At 62.3% G+C, this 19,311-nt stretch carries 20 protein-coding genes; 9 read left to right on the forward strand and 11 right to left on the reverse strand.

Annotation, left to right across the window (positions count from 1 at the left end; translation table 11 throughout):
* Positions 1-345: 345 nt before the first annotated feature.
* Complete coding sequence (locus tag AC097A_RS00110; RefSeq protein WP_479619298.1) at positions 346-552, reverse strand: CsbD family protein; 207 nt, start codon at positions 550-552, stop codon at positions 346-348.
* 218 nt (positions 553-770) lie between these two features.
* Here AC097A_RS00110 and AC097A_RS00115 point away from each other — a divergent pair, with 218 nt between their 5' ends.
* Entirely contained in the window at positions 771-1,304 is a 534-nt protein-coding gene (locus tag AC097A_RS00115; protein ID WP_479619299.1) for a hypothetical protein, read from the forward strand.
* Positions 1,305-1,413: 109 nt separating this feature from the next.
* Here AC097A_RS00115 and AC097A_RS00120 read toward each other — a convergent pair whose 3' ends face one another.
* From AC097A_RS00120 to AC097A_RS00130, 3 genes are read right to left on the reverse strand one after another with little or no spacing between them, the layout of a single operon-like run.
* Entirely contained in the window at positions 1,414-2,235 is an 822-nt protein-coding gene (locus tag AC097A_RS00120) for an amidohydrolase family protein (protein ID WP_479619300.1), read from the reverse strand.
* A 12-nt stretch (positions 2,236-2,247) separates the two neighbouring features.
* The gene (locus AC097A_RS00125; RefSeq protein WP_479619301.1) at positions 2,248-3,087 is read right to left on the reverse strand and encodes a shikimate dehydrogenase; all 840 of its coding nucleotides are present in this window, start codon (positions 3,085-3,087) and stop codon (positions 2,248-2,250) included.
* Positions 3,088-3,119: 32 nt separating this feature from the next.
* Entirely contained in the window at positions 3,120-4,247 is a 1,128-nt protein-coding gene (locus tag AC097A_RS00130) for an ABC transporter substrate-binding protein (RefSeq protein ID WP_479620179.1), read from the reverse strand.
* 173 nt (positions 4,248-4,420) lie between these two features.
* On the opposite strand from AC097A_RS00130, the gene AC097A_RS00135 reads away from it, so the two are divergent.
* Together AC097A_RS00135 and AC097A_RS00140 are read left to right on the forward strand one after the other, a co-directional pair.
* Positions 4,421-5,236 carry an IclR family transcriptional regulator domain-containing protein gene (locus AC097A_RS00135; protein WP_479619302.1) on the forward strand — a complete coding sequence of 272 codons (816 nt, stop codon included), beginning with the start codon at positions 4,421-4,423 and terminating at the stop codon, positions 5,234-5,236.
* Between the two features lie 138 nt (positions 5,237-5,374).
* On the forward strand, positions 5,375-7,183 hold the full coding sequence (locus AC097A_RS00140; RefSeq protein ID WP_479619303.1) for a diguanylate cyclase domain-containing protein: 1,809 nt from the start codon (positions 5,375-5,377) through the stop codon (positions 7,181-7,183).
* 28 nt (positions 7,184-7,211) lie between these two features.
* On the opposite strand, the gene AC097A_RS00145 is transcribed toward AC097A_RS00140, so the two are convergent.
* A complete protein-coding gene (locus AC097A_RS00145; RefSeq protein WP_479619304.1) occupies positions 7,212-7,700 on the reverse strand; it encodes a MarR family winged helix-turn-helix transcriptional regulator in 489 nt (162 codons plus the stop codon).
* A gap of 59 nt (positions 7,701-7,759) precedes the next feature.
* Positions 7,760-8,512, reverse strand: coding sequence for a 4-hydroxy-tetrahydrodipicolinate reductase (locus tag AC097A_RS00150; RefSeq protein WP_479619305.1), 753 nt, complete (start codon positions 8,510-8,512; stop codon positions 7,760-7,762).
* Positions 8,513-8,585: 73 nt separating this feature from the next.
* Here AC097A_RS00150 and AC097A_RS00155 point away from each other — a divergent pair, with 73 nt between their 5' ends.
* Entirely contained in the window at positions 8,586-9,938 is a 1,353-nt protein-coding gene (locus tag AC097A_RS00155; RefSeq protein WP_479619306.1) for a chloride channel protein, read from the forward strand.
* A 76-nt stretch (positions 9,939-10,014) separates the two neighbouring features.
* Here the strand turns inward: AC097A_RS00155 and AC097A_RS00160 are convergent, their stop codons facing one another.
* Positions 10,015-10,383, reverse strand: coding sequence for a VOC family protein (locus AC097A_RS00160; RefSeq protein WP_479619307.1), 369 nt, complete (start codon positions 10,381-10,383; stop codon positions 10,015-10,017).
* Positions 10,384-10,818: 435 nt separating this feature from the next.
* Between AC097A_RS00160 and AC097A_RS00165 the strand changes: the two genes are divergently transcribed.
* Entirely contained in the window at positions 10,819-11,736 is a 918-nt protein-coding gene (locus AC097A_RS00165; protein WP_479619308.1) for a GIY-YIG nuclease family protein, read from the forward strand.
* Positions 11,737-11,800: 64 nt separating this feature from the next.
* On the opposite strand, the gene ftrA is transcribed toward AC097A_RS00165, so the two are convergent.
* The gene (ftrA, locus tag AC097A_RS00170) at positions 11,801-12,817 is read right to left on the reverse strand and encodes a transcriptional regulator FtrA (protein WP_479619309.1); all 1,017 of its coding nucleotides are present in this window, start codon (positions 12,815-12,817) and stop codon (positions 11,801-11,803) included.
* 80 nt (positions 12,818-12,897) lie between these two features.
* Between ftrA and AC097A_RS00175 the strand changes: the two genes are divergently transcribed.
* Complete coding sequence (locus AC097A_RS00175; RefSeq protein WP_479619310.1) at positions 12,898-13,296, forward strand: rhodanese-like domain-containing protein; 399 nt, start codon at positions 12,898-12,900, stop codon at positions 13,294-13,296.
* A gap of 31 nt (positions 13,297-13,327) precedes the next feature.
* On the opposite strand, the gene AC097A_RS00180 is transcribed toward AC097A_RS00175, so the two are convergent.
* Positions 13,328-14,326: a Bug family tripartite tricarboxylate transporter substrate binding protein gene (locus AC097A_RS00180; protein WP_479619311.1), complete on the reverse strand. Its 999-nt coding sequence runs from the start codon at positions 14,324-14,326 to the stop codon at positions 13,328-13,330.
* A 101-nt stretch (positions 14,327-14,427) separates the two neighbouring features.
* On the opposite strand from AC097A_RS00180, the gene AC097A_RS00185 reads away from it, so the two are divergent.
* From AC097A_RS00185 to AC097A_RS00195, 3 genes are read left to right on the forward strand one after another with little or no spacing between them, the layout of a single operon-like run.
* Entirely contained in the window at positions 14,428-15,108 is a 681-nt protein-coding gene (locus AC097A_RS00185; protein WP_479619312.1) for a response regulator, read from the forward strand.
* Complete coding sequence (locus AC097A_RS00190) at positions 15,074-16,459, forward strand: sensor histidine kinase (RefSeq protein WP_479619313.1); 1,386 nt, start codon at positions 15,074-15,076, stop codon at positions 16,457-16,459. Before AC097A_RS00185 ends, AC097A_RS00190 begins: the two co-directional genes overlap by 35 nt.
* Positions 16,444-17,484, forward strand: coding sequence for a tripartite tricarboxylate transporter substrate binding protein (locus AC097A_RS00195; protein WP_479619314.1), 1,041 nt, complete (start codon positions 16,444-16,446; stop codon positions 17,482-17,484). The genes AC097A_RS00190 and AC097A_RS00195 overlap by 16 nt, the downstream gene beginning before the upstream one ends.
* A gap of 77 nt (positions 17,485-17,561) precedes the next feature.
* Here the strand turns inward: AC097A_RS00195 and AC097A_RS00200 are convergent, their stop codons facing one another.
* Together AC097A_RS00200 and AC097A_RS00205 are read right to left on the reverse strand one after the other, a co-directional pair.
* Positions 17,562-19,133, reverse strand: coding sequence for a cryptochrome/photolyase family protein (locus AC097A_RS00200; RefSeq protein WP_479619315.1), 1,572 nt, complete (start codon positions 19,131-19,133; stop codon positions 17,562-17,564).
* A 14-nt stretch (positions 19,134-19,147) separates the two neighbouring features.
* Positions 19,148-19,306, reverse strand: coding sequence for a DUF2256 domain-containing protein (locus AC097A_RS00205; protein ID WP_479619316.1), 159 nt, complete (start codon positions 19,304-19,306; stop codon positions 19,148-19,150).
* Positions 19,307-19,311: the final 5 nt, after the last annotated feature.

Genomic DNA, 19,311 nt, shown 5'->3' on the forward strand with positions numbered 1-19,311 from the left:
CGCGACAACGGCCCTCACAACACCCGCATCACCCAAGGCATTTTTCTTTGGCACCAACATCGCCACCTCATGGGAAGCAGAAAGTCCCATCCGTATCACGCCCGACAAACCCGACACGGCGGCAAATTGCCACGTTGCTTCTTTCCAACTTTCTCGCCGGGGTGCAGCAACACATATCCCTTTGAGTCAAGCCAACCTGACGGGTGGTGTAACGGCGGCAGACATCAAGAGCCGGGCCGAATATGAGAAGAACGGATCTTCTGCCCTCAATGGTTTGAACAAACTATTCCAGTGAGGCAAGTAGCAGGCAGGTCTCTGTGCGTGACCGCCCACTGCTGAAAGGGATTAACGTGATGTGCGTGAGCCCTTCAATGCAGCCTTGGCGTTTTCGATCGCCTGCGTAGCATTGCCAATGCTTTTTTGTGCGGAGCCTTCCAGCTGCTTGCCAAATCCCTTCATCTGCTGCTCTTTGCTACCCACCAGTTTGCCAGCAGCCTCCTGGACTTTGCCCGCGGCGGTTTTTGCGCTGCCTTTGATCTGATCTTTGTTCATGGTGCGTATTCCTTAGTTGGGTGTCGTCTGCAAACATGCAGGCCAGAAACTGGCTTGCCACCGCAGATTAAGAGCTCGCAACCGATTTATCTGTGGGGTAACAGACCAAGGGCCTGTGCAAACAAAAAAAATAAACCCTGGGTGATCCGGTGTTCACCCCTAGACTGCGCCTGCGGCAATCCAATGCGCACCCTATTCATTCCAAAGGAACGCGCGCTATGCCGACCGACTCAGAGAGCCTGATTTTTGCCAAGCTAACCGAACTTGAAGCGGAGATTGCAGCGCTTCGCAGCGGCTACCTGGTTGTCAACAAACGCTACTCCGATGCGCTATCGACCATGAAGGCGCTAACAGCCAATTCACTGGAAGCGGCAATCCGTGCGGCCATCGCCGCAGAAAAAGCAACCCAGGCCTGCAAAAATGCCATGAATGCAGCCGTGGCTGCGGCCTCTTTGTATATCTTCAACCAGGCAGATGCAGGCATACAAGGCTCCGCACAGTACGTCATTGAGGCAACAGAGGCAGCGGCTGAGGCCGCCAGTCTGGCCGCGCTGGCAGCATCGGAAGCCGCAGCCTCCGCGTCTGCTGCCGCATCCGCAGCAGCATCTGCAGCCGCTCTTCAGGCAGAAGAAACTGCTATTCAAGCCTCCGCCGAAGCAGCGCGGGCCACCGTGCGGGCAACTAGCGCTGCGGCACAGGCAGCAGAGATGGCCTTGGAAGCAGCTGCAGTGGCTAAGTCGATCCGAAAATAGTCAGCAACGGCAGCACAGCGCAGCCATGCCAAGGGCTACAGGTTCGCCCAATGCCCAAAGCAGCTTCACGTCGCAGTGGCTGCGAAGAAACCGACACCACCTTGCCCCCTCACCACCCTAACAATTGCGCCGGTGCATCCCACACCATCTGCCGGACCTCGTCCGGGCTGAACCACTGTTCGGTCAGGCGAAGCAAGGTGCCGTAGTCCAGCCGGTACGGCGCGCGCAGGTAGGGCCAGTCAGACGCCCAGATGCAGCGCTCGGGGCCAAACGCGTCCAGCACGCGGCGTACGTGGGCGCGGGCATCGTCAAACGGGTAGGCCTGTTGTGAGAACTTGGCAAAGCCAGAGAGCTTGATGACGGCACGGCCGCGCTCGCCCAGTTGCAGCAACGCCCGCACGCCCGGCGCATCGGGGCCATCGGCCAGGTCCGGGCGGCCACAGTGGTCGATCATTACCTGCACACCTGACGCTTCGATCATCGGCAAAAAATCGAGCAGCAGGTCTTTGCTGACCTGGAACTGTGCCCACATGCCCAGCGCCGCCAGGCGCGCAAGCAAGGGGGCAATGTCCTGGTAATAGGCAAAGCCGTGCAAGGCGGCGTTGAACGCAACGCCCACGATGCCTTGGGCCTGCAAATCCTGCAGCGCAGCGGTAGAGGTGTCCGCCGGTACCACCGCAATGCCCTTGAAGCGGCCCTGGCCGCGCGCAATGGCGTCCAGCAGGCAACGGTTGTCGTTGCCATAACCCGAATTGGGACCAACCAGCAGGGCGTGCCGCACGCCGTAGGCGTCTAACACGTGGTGAAAGTAGTCGGCCGTGCCAATCTCCTGCCCGGCCGGGTGGTACGGGATGTCGGCCCCATAGGCAAACCGCGCGGGGTCCAGCACATGGCAGTGCCCGTCGATCTTGGGGATGTCAAAAATGCCCACGCCCTGCCCCACCTAAAACGTGGCCTGCACCGCGGCGCGCAGTTCCGGCGTGATACCCGGCAGCACGCCAAACCAGGCGAGGAAGGCCGGACGTGCCTGGTTCAGCAGCATGCCCAGGCCGTTCACCGTCTGGTGGCCCCGCTGCCGGGCAGTGGCCAGCAAAGGCGTTTCCAGTGGAATGTAAATCGCGTCCGACACCATGGCAGTGGCGGGCAAGTCGTCCAGCTGCACGTCCAGCGCGGGCTGGCCATGCATGCCCTGCGTGGTGGTGTTCACCAGCAGGCTGACACCCGCCATGGCCTGGTTGCGCTCGGCCCAGGGCACCACGGTCACGCGGTCGCCAAAGGCGTCTTTCAGAGCCTGCGCTTTCTCTTGCGTGCGGTTGGTAATGCGCAGCTCGGGCACGCCTTCGTCCAACAGGGCCACCACAATGGCACGGGCCGCACCACCGGCGCCCAGCACCAGCGCGGGGCCGGCGTCGCCGCGCCAGACGGGGTTGGCATCGCGCAGGCTCTGGATGTAGCCGATGCCGTCGTTGTTAACGCCCAGCAGGCGGCCGTCGGGCTGCACCACCACGGTGTTGATGGCGGCAATGCGGGCGGCCTGCGGGTGCAGCTCGTCCATCAGTTGCATGGCATTCACCTTGTGCGGCACGGTGATGTTGCAGCCCGCAAAGCCCAGCGCGGGCAGCCCGCGGATGGCGGCCTCCAGCCGGTCCGGCTGGACCGGGAGCTGCACATAGGCGCCCTTGAGCCCATGCTTGGCAATCCAGTGGTTGTGGATCACGGGCGAGCGGGTGTGCGCCACGGGCCAGCCCATGACACCGGCCAGTACAAAGCGTTGTTCAGACATGCAGTTATTTTCCAAAGTACGGGTTAACAGATTTACTTTTTGTTCAGCGGTGGCAGGGTTTCGGCCACCACGGTTTTGCCATTGCGGATTTCGGTGATGAAGCTCTCGCGGTCGATGTCGCCTTTGTCGTCAAAACACACGTCCATCAAGATGCCGGCCTGCTGCTTGGCCGAGAAACAGCTGTTACGAATGGCCGCGGCCACGGCCTTGCGGTCCAGCTTGCCGGCCTTCTCGATGGCGGCCTTGAGCACGTACATACCGGTGTAGCCCTTCACGCCGTTGTGGTCCGACACCGAGTTGTAAATCGCCTGGTAGCGTTTGCCAAAGTCCTGCAACTGGGGTGCCTCTACCGTCAGGCCCACGTGGGCCACGGCGCCGTTGGCGGCCTCACCAGCCAACTCCACCACCTTGGCGCTGGTGAGAGTGGTTTCGCCAATGATGGGTTTGTTCCAGCCCTGCTTGCGCAGTTCGCGCAGCAGGCGGGCCGACTCTTCTTCGTTGGTATAGGCAAACACCGCATCGGCGCCCGACTGCTTGGCCTGGATGACGGCGGCCGAGAAGTCGATGTGGCCGGACTCGGTGGAGATTTCGGCCACCACCTGGGTGGGCGAGTTGGCCAGCAGCTGTTTGATGGTGGTTTGCCCGCCCTTGCCAAAGTCGTTGTTCACGTAGATGACGGCCAGCTTTTTGGACTTGGCGTTGATGTAACGCGCCAGCTTGGGGAAGGCAATGCTCTGGCCAAACGAAGTGCGAAACACATAAGGGTTGCCCTGGGCGGTGATGCTGCCGGCCTCACCACCGGTGAAATTGGGCGTTTCGCCACGGCGGCTCTCGGCCATGGACACCATGATGGAACCCGAGAACACCGGGCCAAAGATGGCGAACACCTCGTTGTCCACGGCCTTTTGCGTCAGGCCCTTGGCCACGCCGGGCTGGCTTTGCGTGTCTTCGGTAGTGAAAGCAATCTTGCGACCCAAGATGCCGCCGGCCGTGTTGATCTCCTTGATGGCCATCTCCACGCCGTTCTTGAACATGGTGCCCGAGGTGGTGCCCGCGCCCGAGAGCTCCACGATGTTGGCGATCTTGATGTCCTGGCTGTGGGCCTGGAAAGAACAGGACGCCAGAACCCCGCTCAGGGCGAATCGGGCCAGTGTGTGCATGCGTGTCATGGGAGGTCTCCTCGTTGGTCTTGGGTGGTGCCGCGGTGCGGTGTGCTGCCCGGCTACTTTACGAAGCAAATGCCACGCGTCCGTGGGGAGGAAGCCATTTTTGTGCGATTATCAAACGCAAGCGAGCGATGAATAAACGTTTCTAGGGGAAGTACGTAGGGCCCATGAACACCCAATCAGGCGACACCACGCAGGACAGCGCCCTGCCCGCTGGCAAGACCAGCAAGCTGCTGGCGCGCGACTGGATTGCCGGCCTGGAGCGCGGCATTTCCGTCATCGAAGTGTTTGACGAAGAACACCCCCGGCTCAGCGCCAGCCAGGTGGGCGAACGCTGTGGCCTGGCCCGCACTGCCGCGCGCCGCTACCTGCTCACGCTGGAGCACATGGGTTTTGTGGCCACCGACGGCAAGCACTACTGGCTCACCCCACGCGTGATGCGGCTGGGCCAGCACTACCTGGCCTCGGCCCGGCTGCCGCGCCTGGCGCAGCCGTTTTTGCAACGCATCTCAGCTGCCACACAAGAGATTGCCTACCTGGCCGTGCTGGACGAGGGCGAGATTGTTTACGTGGCCCGCAACGGCCCCAACCGCGTCATGAACTCGGGCTTTGTGCTGGGCGCACGTGTCATCAGCCATGTCACCGCGGCCGGCCTGCTGCTCATGGCGCACCAACCGGCCGACTACATCCGGCACTGGCTGTCGCAGCGCGAGCTGTCCGCCTTCACGCCGCACACCATCACCGACAAGGCGCAGTTTCAGCAGAACCTGGCCACCTTCAAACGCCAGGGCTGGGCCATATCGGAGCGCCAGTTTGACCTGGACTGCCGCGGTGTGGCCGTGCCGCTGCGCGACATGAAGGGCGACATTCAGGGCGCCTTGAGCATCGTCATGCCCATCCACAACGAAACCACCGACACCGCCGTGCAGCGCGTGCTGCCGGCGTTGCAGGGGGCCGCGCAGTCGCTGCGCAACATGATCTGATACTGGGTAAAAAGCCGCCCGCATGTGTGCACGCGCAGCAACTGCCAATGGGTGCTGGTGCTAGACTGGTTACACAAGAGGTACACGTTGCCCACCACAAGGGCAACCCGCCTTGCAGTCAGGAAGGATGCGGCCTAGATGAAGTTCTGGAAGAGCCAACCATCGCGTTTTAGCCTCTACCTGTACTTGATGCTCAGCATCGTTTGTTTGCTGGTCGTCAGCTTTGTGGTTCTGGCCTATGGGCAAGCGAAGTACGAGCGTGCGCTGGAAAACAGAATGTTGTCCATCCGCCTGGCAGAAGAACTGCGCCAATCCTCCAACGACCTGACCCGCCTGGTTCGGGCCTATGTCACCACCGGCAACCCGGCGTTCAAAGAGCAATTCCAGGCGGTGATCGACATTCGCGATGGCAACCGCCCCAGGCCGCTTAACTACAGTCTGGCGTACTGGGATTTCAAAGCCATCAAGGCGGCTCAGCAGCCAGACGCAACCGAAGCACAGGGCGATGCCGTCCCCCTGCTAGAACTGATGCGCAAGGCAGGCGTCACCGATAGCGAGCTGGAAAACCTCAAAAAGTCAAAGGCCAGCTCCGACGCACTGGTTCAGATTGAGCACCAGGCCATGGCCTTGATCGAAGAAGACTCGCCCACCAATCCCCTCAAGCGGGAGAAGGCCTTGAAGATGCTGGTGGATGACCATTTTTTGTCGATCAAGGCCGAGGTCATGCAACCGATTGTGCTGACCGAAGGCCTGATCACCCAGCGAACACAGGCCGCCGTGAACGAAGCCCAACTGCGGCTGAAGATGGCTATCACGTCGCTATTTGTGTTTGGCGCTTTGTTGGTTGTCCTGATTGTCAAACTGCGGCAACAACTTCAGATGATCATCGGTTGCTCGATCCCGGAGCTGCAAAAAACCATTGCCAACTTGGGCAGTGGAGATTTTGTATCCCCGATCGAGGTGGACCAGCAACGTGCCGACAGCGTGTTGGGCTGGATTGCACAAACACAGCGCAAGCTGGCAGAGCTGGATCTGATGCACATCAAAGCCATCGTTGACTCTTCCGACGACGCCATCATCAGCAAAACGATGCAGGGCATTATTGCAAGTTGGAACCATGGTGCCGAAAAGATATTCGGCTACACGGCCAACGACATGCTTGGCAAACCCATGCAAACCATCATTCCAGACGACCGCCAACACGAAGAGCCCGAGATTCTGGCCCGTATTGCCCGGGGTGAGAAGGTAGACCACTTTGAAACCCAACGACGCCACCGCGACGGCCATTTGGTGGATGTCTCCGTCACTATCTCGCCGGTGTACGACCCGAAAGGCCGGGTCATTGGCGCCTCCAAGATTGCCAGGGACATCTCCAAAGCCAAGGCCGCAGAAGCAGAAATCCACCGGCTGGCGTTTTACGACACACTCACCGGCCTTGCCAACCGCCGCCTTCTCATGGACCGGTTGCACCTCACCCTGGCCAAGGCCACACGTGACAAGACCAGCTTTGCCGTCCTGTTTCTGGACTTGGACAACTTCAAGTCACTGAACGACACCCAGGGACACGAGGCCGGTGATGTCTTGCTCAAAGAAGTCGCCAAACGGCTGAATACCTGCGTGCGCGAATCTGACACCGTGGCCCGCTTTGGCGGCGACGAGTTCGTGATGATTTTGAACAGCAAGCACGAGAACACCGAGCATGCAGGCGACTGGGTGGAAGCGGTGACACAAAAAATCATCACCAGTTTGGCGCTCCCCTACCAGATTCTGGACATCTCCCATGCGTGCACCACCAGCGTGGGCGCCGCGGTGTACACCGGCCAGCCCTGCACCGCCAGCGACCTGCTAAAACAGGCAGACCAAGCGATGTACGAAGCCAAATACGCTGGCAAAAACGGCTATCGGATTTTTAAACCAAGTTTGGAAAAGTCAGGCGCTGCACCCTAGGCAACATTTGGTAGCACCGCTTGCGTGGCTACAGCTGAGCCAGAGGAATGCTGCCCGCGTCCTCATCCGTTGCCAACAATTGCACCAGTTTTTCCAGATCGCGGTTCAGGTTGGCCAGGGTTTCATCATCCAGCTGCCGCAACGCGTCGGGCAACACGCCTTCAAACGGGCCGGGCATTTTTTTCAGCGCCTTTTTGCCTGCCGGTGTCACGCGCAGCTCCACCACCCGTTTGTCACCATCGGATTTGGACAGGGTGATCAGCTCTTTTTTGAGCAAAACCTTGGCCAGGTTGCTGGCGGTGGACTGGTGGATGTCCATATGGGTGGCAATGTCGCCGACACCCAGCCCAGGGCTTTTCTGGATCAGGCTCAGTGCCCAGACCTGGGCGCCGCCCAAACCGGTCTCTTGCTCAACCTGTCGAAAGTGCGTTCTGACCGCGTTAAACACCACCCGAAACTGCCGCAGTGCCTGCGCGGCGCTGTCACTGGGGTTGGCAGTTGGCTTGGAATTTTTCATGGGTACACAGAGACGGTAAATGTGCCCGAATCATACGGTGGGGCACCGTAGCGGCGCGGCTAGTGGGCCCCGCCCGCCAGGATTTGCGCGCGCACCCGCTTCATCAACACATCGTCAAACGTGTAAAAACCATTGGGGCAATTGCGCAGTTCGTTCAGGGCAAATGCCGCCCCCGTGCCAAAGGCTTCGCGCTTGATGGAGTCGTGGATCAGCCGCACAGTTTGGTACGGAAAGCCAAAGATCACCTCGTGGTGCCCCACGATGCCACCCAAGCGCATGGACGTGATTTTGTCGCCGCCCACGTCCAGGCTTTCTGCAATTTTTTTGGCCGTGCCAGACACCTCCGGCTTGTCCCGAAAATGCTGCTCCAGAATTTCGACATCTGCAAACGGCGCAATCTCCCGCAACAGCCGTGCGGCCATGATCAGAAAGTTGATACCCACGGTGATGTTGGGTGAACACAGCACCTTGGCATGCGCACCCAGTGCGCGAATGCAGGCCAACTGGTCATCGTCATACGACGAAATCGCCGTTACCAGCGTCAGCCCTCTGCGCTTGACCTCTTCCCCGTAGATTGCCGCCGACGCTGCATTCGAAAAATCTACCAAGGCATCCACCGGATGCTGGTCCAGCCAAGCGGCCAAGCTGTCCGACGACAACGCGGTAACAGGGATGCTGGCCCCACCCAACTCCACGGATGCCAGCTTGCCACTGCGCGTGGCGATCCACTGCAGCGCGTAGCGCGGGTCTTCGCTTAACACCTGGGCCACCGCGCTACCTGCCTTGCCATATCCGATCAGTCCTACTTTCATGTCGGTCTCCTTGTTGTTGTGACTCATGCCATTTACATTGGTACAAATATAACAAATACATTTGTACCAATGTATGATTGACCCCAGCGATCACATGGACGGCAACACGATGCGGCAGCCCCCCCACATTTATTCGGCGTTTAGAAACGAGCTGTACGACGCCCACCTCTGGCGCGGCCGCGCCCTGTTCATCACCTTTGCCGCGCTGGCTGGCCTCACCGTGGTCGGCTTCACGTGGTTGACCGAACACGCGCTCGCCCTGTTCTTCAAGGTGCAGTCCGGCCACTGGTGGGCGCCGCTACTTTGGACACCGCTCACCGCAGCCGCCATCGTCTGGCTTACCAAGCGCTACGTCCCGGGCGCGGCTGGGTCCGGCATTCCGCAGGTCATGGCGGCACAAGACCCCGCGGTTACCGAGGGCACGCGTGGCCTGTTTGTGTCCCTGCGCTTGGCACTGGCCAAGGCGGTGCTCACCGCCTGGGGCCTGCTGGGCGGCCTGTCGCTGGGGCGCGAAGGCCCGTCGGTGCAGATTGCGGCGGGCGTCATGCACAGCGTGCGCCGCTGGTTACCCAAGCGCTCCCAGATCAGCGAACACAGCCTGCTGGTGGCCGGTGGTGCCGCAGGCATTGCGGCTGCGTTCAACACGCCGCTGGGCGGCGTCATGTTTGCCATTGAAGAGCTGACCCGCAAACCCGAGAACCGCAACCACGGCCTCACCATCGCCGCCATCGTGCTGGCGGGGCTGATGGGTATCTCGGCCTATGGCAATGGCAGCTACTTTGGCATCATTCGGGTAGAAGGTTTTGGCTGGGCCACGCTGCTGCCAGGCATTCTGGTGTCACTGGCCTGCGGCCTGCTGGGGGGCTTGTTTGCGCGCTTGCTGGTGGTGTCTTTGGCCGGCCATTCGCTGGACTGGTTCAGCACACAACGCAAAGCCCGGCCGGTGGCATTTGCCGCAGCGTGCGGCCTGGGCGTTGCCGTAATTGGTGTGGTAACGGCAGGCGACACCTTTGGCAGCGGCTATGCGCACACCAAGGCGTCGCTGGAGAACACTGGCGACACCAGCTCCCTGTATGTGTTGCTCAAGTTCGTCACCACCTGGCTCACCGCCTGGGCCGGTGTGCCCGGTGGCATCTTTGCGCCGTCGCTGGCCATTGGTGGCGCCGTGGGCGGCGATGTGGCGCAATGGACGTCGTATGCCAACCCGCCCACCCTCATCGCCCTGGGCATGGCCGCATTTTTGGCCGCTGTGACCCAAGCCCCACTCACCGCCTTCATCATCGTTATGGAAATGGTGGACGGCCACGCCCTGGTGCTGAGCCTCATGGCCAGCGCCTTGTTTGCCAGCGCCGTGTCGCGCCTCATCAGCGCACCCTTGTATGCGTCGCTGGCGGAGCTGCAACTGACCCGCCTGCCCAAAGCCTGAGGCTTTGCAGTGGCCTGATGACCGGGCACCGGTGGTGCGGGTCGCCTCGTAGCACCACTGGCAGAGTGGCAACCCTTCAGGCCATGGAGTGCAGACCCACCTTGTTGCCCTCGGAATCCAGAAAGTGCGCAAAGAAGCCGAAGTTGTTGCCGATTTCGGTTTTGGGCACCAGGATGCGCCCGCCTGCGGCCTCCACACGCCCCAAGATCGGGGCCAGGTCCACGCCTGCGTTGAGATACACCACCGTGCCATTGGCGGATGGCTGGCTACTGCCATCGAAAACAATGGCCCCACCAACCGAGGCCTGGTCGACGGGGAACATTCCCATCACCGTGGGCCCCATGTCCATGCGTTCAAGCGCGTTCCCCAGGATGGCCTCGTAAAACGCTTGCGCGCGGCGGAAATCGGACACGGGAATCTCAAACCAGTTCAGGGCGTTGGCCATATGAATCTCCTTGGTGGTGGGGTGGAAAGTCTTGCGTGTAGTGCCTGGCGTTTGCATTATCAGCAAGGGGCAGACTAGCAGGATGACGCCGCCACGCACGACTACAAATCGCTATGCAATTGATAGCTAGTTGCGCAATATCCATAAGCCTTACAGACCAATTTTATATATAAATCACGCCATACCCGTGCCCACTTTCTTTGCTACCCCCACCCTCCTCCTCTTCCGCACCTGGCTGCACGCCCACGCCGCCGGGCTACAAAAAGACCACATTGCATTGGGTCACCACTGCAAAGAAAGCGCCGGCGCAGGCTGGGGGGTGGAGAAACTGGTGAGGCTTGTGGGTATGGAGTTCGGTTGCGATAACTTACATACTTGATCGCACTTGCACAGAAAATGCAAATTTCACTTTGATCAATCCATAGGAAACGTGCAATGAAAGCCGGTTTTATCTATGTGTTAACTCACCCATCCAACCCCAATCTATTCAAAGTTGGAGTGACTACTCGTGACCCGGAACAGCGCTTGATCGAACACAACAACCGGTATGAAAAATATGCCGGCCAAGTAGTTCATACGACTGGCCAAAAATGGGAGTTGAAGGAATTCCACGCTGTTCCAGATATCTATTGGGCAGAGTCGGTTTTCTGGGGGAAAACACCGTTCGCAGACATCCCGTATCGATACGGAGTTGAAGTCGAATCGATGAACTGGGATCAATTGCAAAGAGGACTGGATACAGCAAAGAAAGCTGGGATTCGACCTCAACCAAGCCCCTTGCCGGATCATGTGTACGCCAATACGGCATCAATCAGAAAACGACTGGAAAGCCGGGGCATCACTCTTTTGAGCCACGTGAGAAGTATCGCTAGTGGAAAAGCCAACTTTCGTTGCAGTAACGGCCACACATGGCGGACGATCCCCAAGGATGTGGGAGACGGTCAGGGTTGCCCTGAATGTGGGGTTGGCGAAAGCGACCCAGAAGAAATTAGGCAAAGAATAAATGCGGGCGTCGTCTACCTATTGACGCATCCAGACAAGCCGGGGTTTGTCAGAGTGGGACTAGATAACGCCCCAAACAACGTGGCATACAAAGAGCGACTTAGCGATGGATGGGAAATTCATCGCTATCGAAATGTTGAGGATGTCGGATTGGCCGAATCACTAGTTTGGGAGTTGCTGGGCAACCCACTGCCCCATGATCGAGAACCAATCCCAAAGGCGTTGGATGAAGCAGAGGAGGCCTTCCGCAAATTGATTTACGAAATGCGAGAAGTAATTGCTTTGGCGGAAAAGGCCAGAGAGGTAGCACAGGGACCTACTTCAGCCAACCTGCCTGATTCAACACGCTGACGCTTGCTATTGAATCCATAGCTTCTTACGCTTATTCCATAAGCGCTAGAGACCTATTAGGCACTCAAACCTCACCCACCACCTGCCGCCCAAACATCGCCCGATAATCCCGCGGCGACAGCCCCAGCTGTTGCTGAAAATGGTGCCGCAGCGCCTGAAGGCTGCCCAGCCCCACCTCGGTGGCAATACGCTCCACCGGCAGCGCGCTGCCTTCCAACAAGCGCTTCGCATGCTCCACGCGTTCCGCCACCACCCATTGGCCGGGGGACTGACCGGTGAGCTCCACAAAACGACGCAAAAAAGTGCGCGGGCTCATGGCCACTTGGCTGGCCATCTGGTCTACCGTCCAGGGCGCTCGCAAGTCGGTGCGCACCTGCTCCAGCAGTTGCACCAGCCGTTGGTCGCCATGTTGCGGTACGGGGCGTTCGATGAACTGGGCTTGGCCGCCGCTGCGGTGCGGCGGCATGACCAGGCGGCGCGCCACGCTGTTGGCAGCGTCCACCCCAAAGTCGCTGCGCACGATGTGCAGCATCAGGTCCATGCCCGCGGCACTGCCAGCCGAGGTGTAGATGCGCTCACCCTCGGCATACAACACGCTGGCGTCTACCTCGATGCTGGGGTGGCGGGCCTGCAGCGCCTTGGCGTAGCGCCAGTGGGTGGCGGCGCGCTGGCCGTCCAGCAGGCCGGTGGCCGCCAGCACAAAGGCGCCGGAGCAAATGGACGCCAGCCGCGCGCCGCGCTGCCAGGCCGCCCGCAAGTGCTCTGTCAGATCACTAGGCACGGGCACCTGCGCCCCCTTCCACCCCGCCATCACGATGAGGTCCGCCTGCTCCAGCAGGCTGGGGTCGCCATCGGTGGTGACCTGCAAGCCACCGTGGGCGCGCAACGGGCCGGGCTCGATGGCGGCGCTGGCAAAGCGGTACCAGCCGGGCCCCATCTCGGGCCGGGCCAGGCCAAAGATCTCGGCCACGATGGAAAACTCGAAGGTGCACAAGCCGTCGTACACCGGGGCGACGACCAGCGGGCCTGTGGTGGAGTGCGCAGGTGGCGCAGCGGCAGGATTTGGCGTGTTTTTTGTCATAAATGGCTTTTACGCCAATTGTAGAAAACAGGCCGCACTTGCACCATAGGGGCATCGAATCACTTACCGGAGAACCCCAGATGCCTACTGCAGTCACCGCCATCCCCGCCGCCCCCTCTGCCCTGGCCGAGGCACACTTTGCCGCCGAATTCACCTTTGAGGCCGACTGCTGGGACACCCACGACGCGCTGGCCCAGGGCGCCGACTTTGTGCTGCTGGACGTGCGCTCCCCTGCCCTGTTTGCACGCGGCCATGTGCCCGGCGCCATCAACCTGCCGCACGGCAAGATCGTGGACAGCAAGATGGCCCAATGGTCGGCCGACACCCTGTTTGTGACCTACTGCGCCGGGCCCCACTGCAACGGTGCCGCCCGCGGCGCGCTGCGGCTGGCGCGCCTGGGCCGGCCCGTCAAGATCATGGCGGGCGGCATTACCGGCTGGCTGGACGAAGGGTTTGCGCTGGCCACGGGTGAGGCATAAAGGTGGAGTGCCCCGCCTCGCGGGGCCCCCGTTAGCCCAGACCTTCGGGCTTGATCTGGGCGCGGTCGATCACGGGCTTCCAGCGCGCCTTCTCCGCCTTGATGAAGGCGTCGAACTCTTTGCCCGTGTTGCCTACGGCCAGCGCAGTTTCCTGCGACAGCTTGTCTTTGACAATGCTGCCGCGCGCGGCCTTGATCGCCTCGGCTTCCAGCTTGTCCACATTGGCCTTGGCCCATTTGCGCGGTGCCAGCAGGCCGTACCACTGCGTCATCTCGAAACCCTTGTAGCCCTGCTCGGCCACGGTGGGCACATCAGGCAACTGGGGCAGGCGCTCAGGGGTGCCAGTAGCAATGCAGCGCAGCTTGCCTGATCTGATAAACGCCAACAGCGCCGGGGCACCGACGGAAGCCGCCTGCAGGCGGCCGGCCATCAGGTCGGTCAACATGGGGCCGGTGCCGCGGTAAGGCACGTGCAGCATAAAAGTGCCACTGACCATCTTGAGGTATTCAAACGCCAGATGGCCCGCGCTGCCGTTGCCGGCCGAGCCGTAGTTCAGCTGCCCGGGCTTGCTCTTGGCATAGGCCACAAACTCTTTGAGGTTGTGCACCGGCAAATCAGGGTGTACCACATACAGGCTGGGCACCTTGGAGATCAGGGTGACGGGCACAAAATCGCGCTCGGCGTCGTAGGGTAGCTTGGAAAAGATAAAGGGGTTGACCGCCAGTGTGCCGATGTGGCCCAGGATGAAGGAATGCTCGTCCGTGTTGTTGGCCACTTCCTGCATGGCAATGTTGCCAGCGGCGCCAGGCTTGTTTTCCACAAACACGTTCTGGCCCATGGTCTTGGCCATCTCGCCGGCAATGGCACGGGCCACGATCTCCGAGCTGCCACCGGGCGCAAAGGGCACCACCAGGCGCAGGGGTTTGCTGGGCCAGCTGCTCTGGGCCAGCGCGGGTGGCAGCCACAGGCCGGATGCGGCGGCAGCGCTGGCGCCCAGCCATTGGCGGCGGTTGAGTGTGGTTTCGGTCATGTTTTGTCTCCTTGTTGTGGGTAAGCCGGCGCCATGATGCCGGGCCCAACCTAACAATTCCCTATCAGCCGCACCGCAGACGCTGACCCATAATCCGCCGCATGCACATCCTCCTGGCCGAAGACGAACACGCCCTGGGCGAGTGGCTCAGCAAGGCCCTGGAGCAAAGCAGCCACCGGGTGGACTGGCGCGACGACGGGCGCCTGGTGGAGCAGGCCTTGGCCGAGACCGACTACGACGTGCTGGTGCTGGACCTGGGCCTGCCCGGGCGCAGTGGCACCGACATCCTGCGCCGCCTGCGCAGCAAGGACAGCCGACTGCCCGTGCTGGTGCTGACGGCGCGCGACTCGCTGACCGAACGCGTGAACACGCTCAACCAGGGCGCCGACGACTTTCTGCCCAAACCCTTTGCACTGGCCGAGCTGGAGGCCCGGCTCACCGCCCTGGTGCGCCGCGCACGCGGCAGCGAACACCCGCGTTTTGCCTGCGGCCCGCTGGCCTTTGACACGGTGACGCGGCAGTTCACGCTCGAAGGTGATGTGGTGCAACTCTCGCCCCGCGAACACGCGCTGCTCAAAGCCCTGATTTCACGCAGCGGCGAGCCGCTCTCGCGCCAGCAGGCCATGGACCGCATCTTCAGCGACGAGGCCGATGTGCAGGCCAGCGCGCTGGACATGCTGCTGCACCGCCTGCGCAAACGCCTGGAACACAGCGGCGTGCGCATCCACACTTACCGAGGCCTGGGTTATGCACTGGAATCGGATACGCCAAGCCAGCCTTAAGGTACGCCTGCTGGTCTTGCTGCTGCCCGTCATGGCGCTGGTGACGGTGGGCAGCCTGTGGCTCACCCGCAGCGACTCGGTGGCCGCTGCCAACGCCGCCTACGACCGCTCGCTCCTGGGCGCCATCAAGGCGCTGGACCTGAATGTCTCCACCGGGTCTGGCGGGCTGGCAGTGGAGCTGCCCTACCGGCTGTTCGAGTTCTTCCAGCTCACCGCCACGGGCAGCGTGTACTTCCGCGTGGCCACGGCAGATGGCCTGGTGGAGATTGGCAACCCCGATCTGCCCACCCCGCCGCGCGCCCTGCTGCCGGGCCAGCCCCAGTTTTACGATGCGGTGTACTTTGGAGAATCGGTGCGCGTGGGCGCCTTCATGCGCCCGCTGGCGCAGGCGCTGGAGAGCTCGGACAGCGGCTTTGTAGTGATCCAGGTGGCCGAGAGCACGGCCTCGCGCGAGCAGTTCACCGCCAGCTTTCTGCGCCGCAGCCTGCTGCGCGATGCGGTGTTTCTAGCCGCCATGGTGCTGGCAGTGTGGGTGGGGCTGACGCTGGCGCTGCGCCCGCTCACCCGGCTGGCCCGGCAAACCAGCGACCGCAGTGCCGAGGACATGCGCCCCCTGCCCGCGCAAGATCTGCCCCGCGATGTGCGCCCGCTGGTGGACGCCATCAACCAGCAGCTGCAACGCACCGAAACGCTGATCGCCGAGCAGCGCGGCTTTGTGGACGACGCATCGCACCAGCTGCGCACACCGCTGAGCGTGCTGCGCGCCCAGCTCGACTTCATCCTGCGCGAGCAAGACCCAACCCAAAAAGCACTCGCCCTGCGCGCCTTGTCAGACGCACTGGGCCACGCCATCCGCGCCACCAACCAGCTGCTGGCCCTGGCCCGCAGCGACACCGGTGTGGCCCAGCAGTCCCCATTTGACCTGGCAACGCTGGTGCGCGAAGTGGCGCTGGAGCTGATGCCGCTGGCGCGCGAACGTGGCGTGGACTTTGGGGTGGACGCCCCCGAAAACGGCCTGCCCTGCGTGGGCGACCGCGCCCTGCTGCGCCAAGCCCTGCTCAACCTGGCGCACAACGCCATCCAGCATGGCCGCCCGCAAGGCACAGCCACCCTGGGGGCTGCGGCCGACACCCAGGGCTACCGCGTGCAGGTGACCGACGATGGAGACGGTATGGACGACGACCTACGCGAGCAAGCCGGGCAACGCTTTGTCAAAGGGCGCCATAGCCCGGGCTCGGGCCTGGGCATGGCGATTGCGCGCTCGGTCATCGAGGCCCACGGTGGCAGCCTGCGTGTGGAGCCCCTGGACCCCGGCCCCGGGCTGTGTGTGGCGCTATGGTGGCCGCGGTGAAGCACGCCTGCGCTTGGGTCCTGCAGCTTGCCCTGCTGCTAGCGTGTGCGGGGGGCAGCCACCTGGCGATGGCCGGCGCGGTGGACGGGGGGCGCTGCGTGGCCCCCGCCAAACCCGGTGGCGGCTTTGACCTGACCTGCCAGCTCACACGCGACCTGCTGCAGCAAGTCGCTGCCAGCCGCACACCACTGACCATTGCCTACCAGCCCGGCGGCATCGGCGCGCTGGCCTTCAAGGCCACGGCAACCCAACGCCCACCCGACAGCAAGACGGTGGTGGCCTTCTCATCGGGCTCGCTGCTGAACCTGGCGCAAAACCGCTTTGGCCCCTACTCCACGCAAAGCGTGCGCTGGCTGGCAGTGCTGGGCATGGACTACGGCGTGGTGGCCGTGCAGCGCGACTCCCCCTACAAGACCCTGGGCCAGCTGATGGAGGCCTTGCGCCGCAACCCGGCCGGCATCGTCTTCGGCGCTGGTGGCTCCATCGGCAGCCAGGACTGGATGAAGGCCGCCCTGCTGGCGCGCGCGGCGGGCGTCAGCCACAAGGTCATGCGTTTTGTGGCGTTTGAGGGTGGCGGCGAAGCCCTCTCCGCCCTGGGTGACAACCATGTGCAGGTGCTGGCCGGCGACGCAGCCGAAGTGGGCCGGCAGATTGAACAAGGGGGGGCCGTGCGTGTGCTGGCCGTGCTGTCGGACAAACGGCTGGGCGGGCGTTTGTCGGGCGTGCCCACGGCGCGCGAGCAGGGCTTTGACATCCAGTGGCCCATTCTGCGCGGGCTCTACATGGGGCCCGGCGTGCCAGAACGCGACTACAAAGAATGGGCCGACGCACTGGCCAAAGCGGCCAGCCACCCGGGCATGGCGCGTGCACTGGCGCGCGCGGGCATGGAGCGTGGCTGGATCGCCGGCCCCGCACTGGACCACACCATCCAGCAGCAGGTTGACAGCTACCGGGAACTGGCCAGCGAGTTCGGCCTCAGCCCCAAAGCGCCACCGGCGCCGGGCAAATCGCTATCAAATCAATAGCTGTTTGCGCATACTCCACGAGGGCTAGAGGCCAATTTGGCACTAAAAATCCGCCTCCAGCAGGCTGCCCACGTTCGTCAGGACGATCCGGCCAGGCCCTGCGCCACCCGGTGCTGCGCCGCCTGCTGGCGGATAGCGTCACGCGCGCTGTCGTCCAGCCGTGCCAGGTTTTTGAGCTGCATGGCCATGCGGGCATTGGGTTTGAGCAGCGCCTCGTGCTGCATCAGAAAGTCCCAGTACAGCGTGGTGAAGGGGCAGGCTTGGGCGCCGGTGGACTGCGCGGGGTCATAGCGGCAGCCCTGGCAGTGGTTGCTCATGCGCTGGATGTATTTGCCGCTGGCCACATAGGGCTTGCTGGCCATCAGCCCGCCATCGCCAAACTGACCCATGCCCAGCGTGTTGGGCAGCTCCACCCATTCCACTGCATCCACATACACCGCCAGATACCAGACGTGCACCGCCTGTGGCTTCACGCCCAGCAGCAGCGCATACAGCCCGGTCACCATCAGGCGTTGGATGTGGTGGGCGTAGCCGTGTTCCAGGGTTTGGCCAATGGCGTCTTTGAGGCAAGCCATCTCGGTGTCACCGGTCCAGTACCAGGCGGGCAAGTCGGCCTGCGCATCCAACGCGTTGCGCGCCAGGTAGCTGGGCATTTGGGTCCAGTAGATGCCACGCACATATTCGCGCCAGCCCAAAATTTGCCGGATAAACCCCTCCACCGCGGCCAGCGGCGCATGGCCTGCGCGGTGGGCGTCTTCGGCGGCCTGCACCACCTCACGCGGGTTGATCAGCTTGAGGTTGAGCGCACAGCTCAAGTGCGAGTGGTAGAGCCAGGCCTCGCCCGCCCACATGGCGTCTTCATACTTGCCAAACAGCGGCAAGCGCTCGGTGATGAAGGCGTGCAAGGCCTGCAGCGCCTGCGGGCGCGTCACCGGCCAACCAAAACTGTGCAGCGTGCCGGGGTGGCTGGCAAAGCGGGTGTTGACCAGGGTGATGACGTCTTGCGTGATGGCGTCGGGCGCAAAGCGGGTGGGTGGCGGCACCTGCTGCGGCCCGGCCTTGCCAAAGGACTCACGGTTGTCGGCGTCAAAGTTCCACTGCCCGCCCACGGGGGCTTTGCCGTCCATCAAGATGCCGTGTTTTTGGCGCAGCGCGCGGTACCAGTACTCCAGGCGCAGCTGTTTGCGGCCTTGGGCGTGCGCCGCAAACTCGCGCACGGTGCTGAAGAAATGGTGGTCGTCGCGCAGGTCCAGTGGCAGTTGGTGGGCTGCCGCCACGGCGCGCAGGTTGTGCAGCACGCGCCAGTCGCCCGGCGCGGTGAGTACCAGGCCCGCGGGTTGTAGTGCGGTAATGTCCCGCTGCAGCACGGTGGCCAGCGTGCCCGGGTTGTTGTCGTCGTCCAGCGCGGTGTAGCGCAGCGGCAGGCCACGTGCGCGCAAGTCCTCTGCAAAGTGGCGCATGGCGCTTAAAAACACCGCCGTGCGCTGCTTGGCGGACCACACATGGGTGGACTCTTCCGCCACCTCGGCCATCCACACCACGTCTTGGGCCGGGTCAAAGCCTTCAAATGCAGACGATTCGGCATCGAGCTGGTCGCCCAGCACGATGACCAAGTGGCGCACCTGGGCGGGCATAGGGGTAGTGGGCATGGTGTTCAGTGAGTTCATTTTTTGGCCCTGCAGGCGTCGGAGCAGTAGCGCACCGCGTCCCAGTTTTTGGCCCAGGCCTTGCGCCAGGTCATGGTGCGGCCGCACACGGCGCACGGTTTGCTGGGCAGCGATTGTTTGTTGCCCTTGAAGTCGTTTTTGGCGTTGTTTTTCATGGGTG

The organism is Rhodoferax sp. XS2R6 (genome assembly GCF_056521365.1).

What these genes read in the sequence shown, in the direction of transcription:
- AC097A_RS00110 (WP_479619298.1), bottom strand. Translation starts at nt 552, where the DNA reads ATGAACAAAGATCAGATCAAAGGCAGCGCAAAAACCGCCGCGGGCAAA.
- AC097A_RS00115 (WP_479619299.1), top strand. Translation starts at nt 771, where the DNA reads ATGCCGACCGACTCAGAGAGCCTGATTTTTGCCAAGCTAACCGAACTT.
- AC097A_RS00125 (WP_479619301.1), bottom strand. Translation starts at nt 3,087, where the DNA reads ATGTCTGAACAACGCTTTGTACTGGCCGGTGTCATGGGCTGGCCCGTG.
- AC097A_RS00130 (WP_479620179.1), bottom strand. Translation starts at nt 4,247, where the DNA reads ATGCACACACTGGCCCGATTCGCCCTGAGCGGGGTTCTGGCGTCCTGT.
- AC097A_RS00135 (WP_479619302.1), top strand. Translation starts at nt 4,421, where the DNA reads ATGAACACCCAATCAGGCGACACCACGCAGGACAGCGCCCTGCCCGCT.
- AC097A_RS00140 (WP_479619303.1), top strand. Translation starts at nt 5,375, where the DNA reads ATGAAGTTCTGGAAGAGCCAACCATCGCGTTTTAGCCTCTACCTGTAC.
- AC097A_RS00145 (WP_479619304.1), bottom strand. Translation starts at nt 7,700, where the DNA reads ATGAAAAATTCCAAGCCAACTGCCAACCCCAGTGACAGCGCCGCGCAG.
- AC097A_RS00150 (WP_479619305.1), bottom strand. Translation starts at nt 8,512, where the DNA reads ATGAAAGTAGGACTGATCGGATATGGCAAGGCAGGTAGCGCGGTGGCC.
- AC097A_RS00155 (WP_479619306.1), top strand. Translation starts at nt 8,586, where the DNA reads ATGATTGACCCCAGCGATCACATGGACGGCAACACGATGCGGCAGCCC.
- AC097A_RS00160 (WP_479619307.1), bottom strand. Translation starts at nt 10,383, where the DNA reads ATGGCCAACGCCCTGAACTGGTTTGAGATTCCCGTGTCCGATTTCCGC.
- AC097A_RS00165 (WP_479619308.1), top strand. Translation starts at nt 10,819, where the DNA reads ATGAAAGCCGGTTTTATCTATGTGTTAACTCACCCATCCAACCCCAAT.
- ftrA (WP_479619309.1), bottom strand. Translation starts at nt 12,817, where the DNA reads ATGACAAAAAACACGCCAAATCCTGCCGCTGCGCCACCTGCGCACTCC.
- AC097A_RS00175 (WP_479619310.1), top strand. Translation starts at nt 12,898, where the DNA reads ATGCCTACTGCAGTCACCGCCATCCCCGCCGCCCCCTCTGCCCTGGCC.
- AC097A_RS00180 (WP_479619311.1), bottom strand. Translation starts at nt 14,326, where the DNA reads ATGACCGAAACCACACTCAACCGCCGCCAATGGCTGGGCGCCAGCGCT.
- AC097A_RS00185 (WP_479619312.1), top strand. Translation starts at nt 14,428, where the DNA reads ATGCACATCCTCCTGGCCGAAGACGAACACGCCCTGGGCGAGTGGCTC.
- AC097A_RS00190 (WP_479619313.1), top strand. Translation starts at nt 15,074, where the DNA reads ATGCACTGGAATCGGATACGCCAAGCCAGCCTTAAGGTACGCCTGCTG.
- AC097A_RS00195 (WP_479619314.1), top strand. Translation starts at nt 16,444, where the DNA reads ATGGTGGCCGCGGTGAAGCACGCCTGCGCTTGGGTCCTGCAGCTTGCC.
- AC097A_RS00200 (WP_479619315.1), bottom strand. Translation starts at nt 19,133, where the DNA reads ATGCCCACTACCCCTATGCCCGCCCAGGTGCGCCACTTGGTCATCGTG.
- AC097A_RS00205 (WP_479619316.1), bottom strand. Translation starts at nt 19,306, where the DNA reads ATGAAAAACAACGCCAAAAACGACTTCAAGGGCAACAAACAATCGCTG.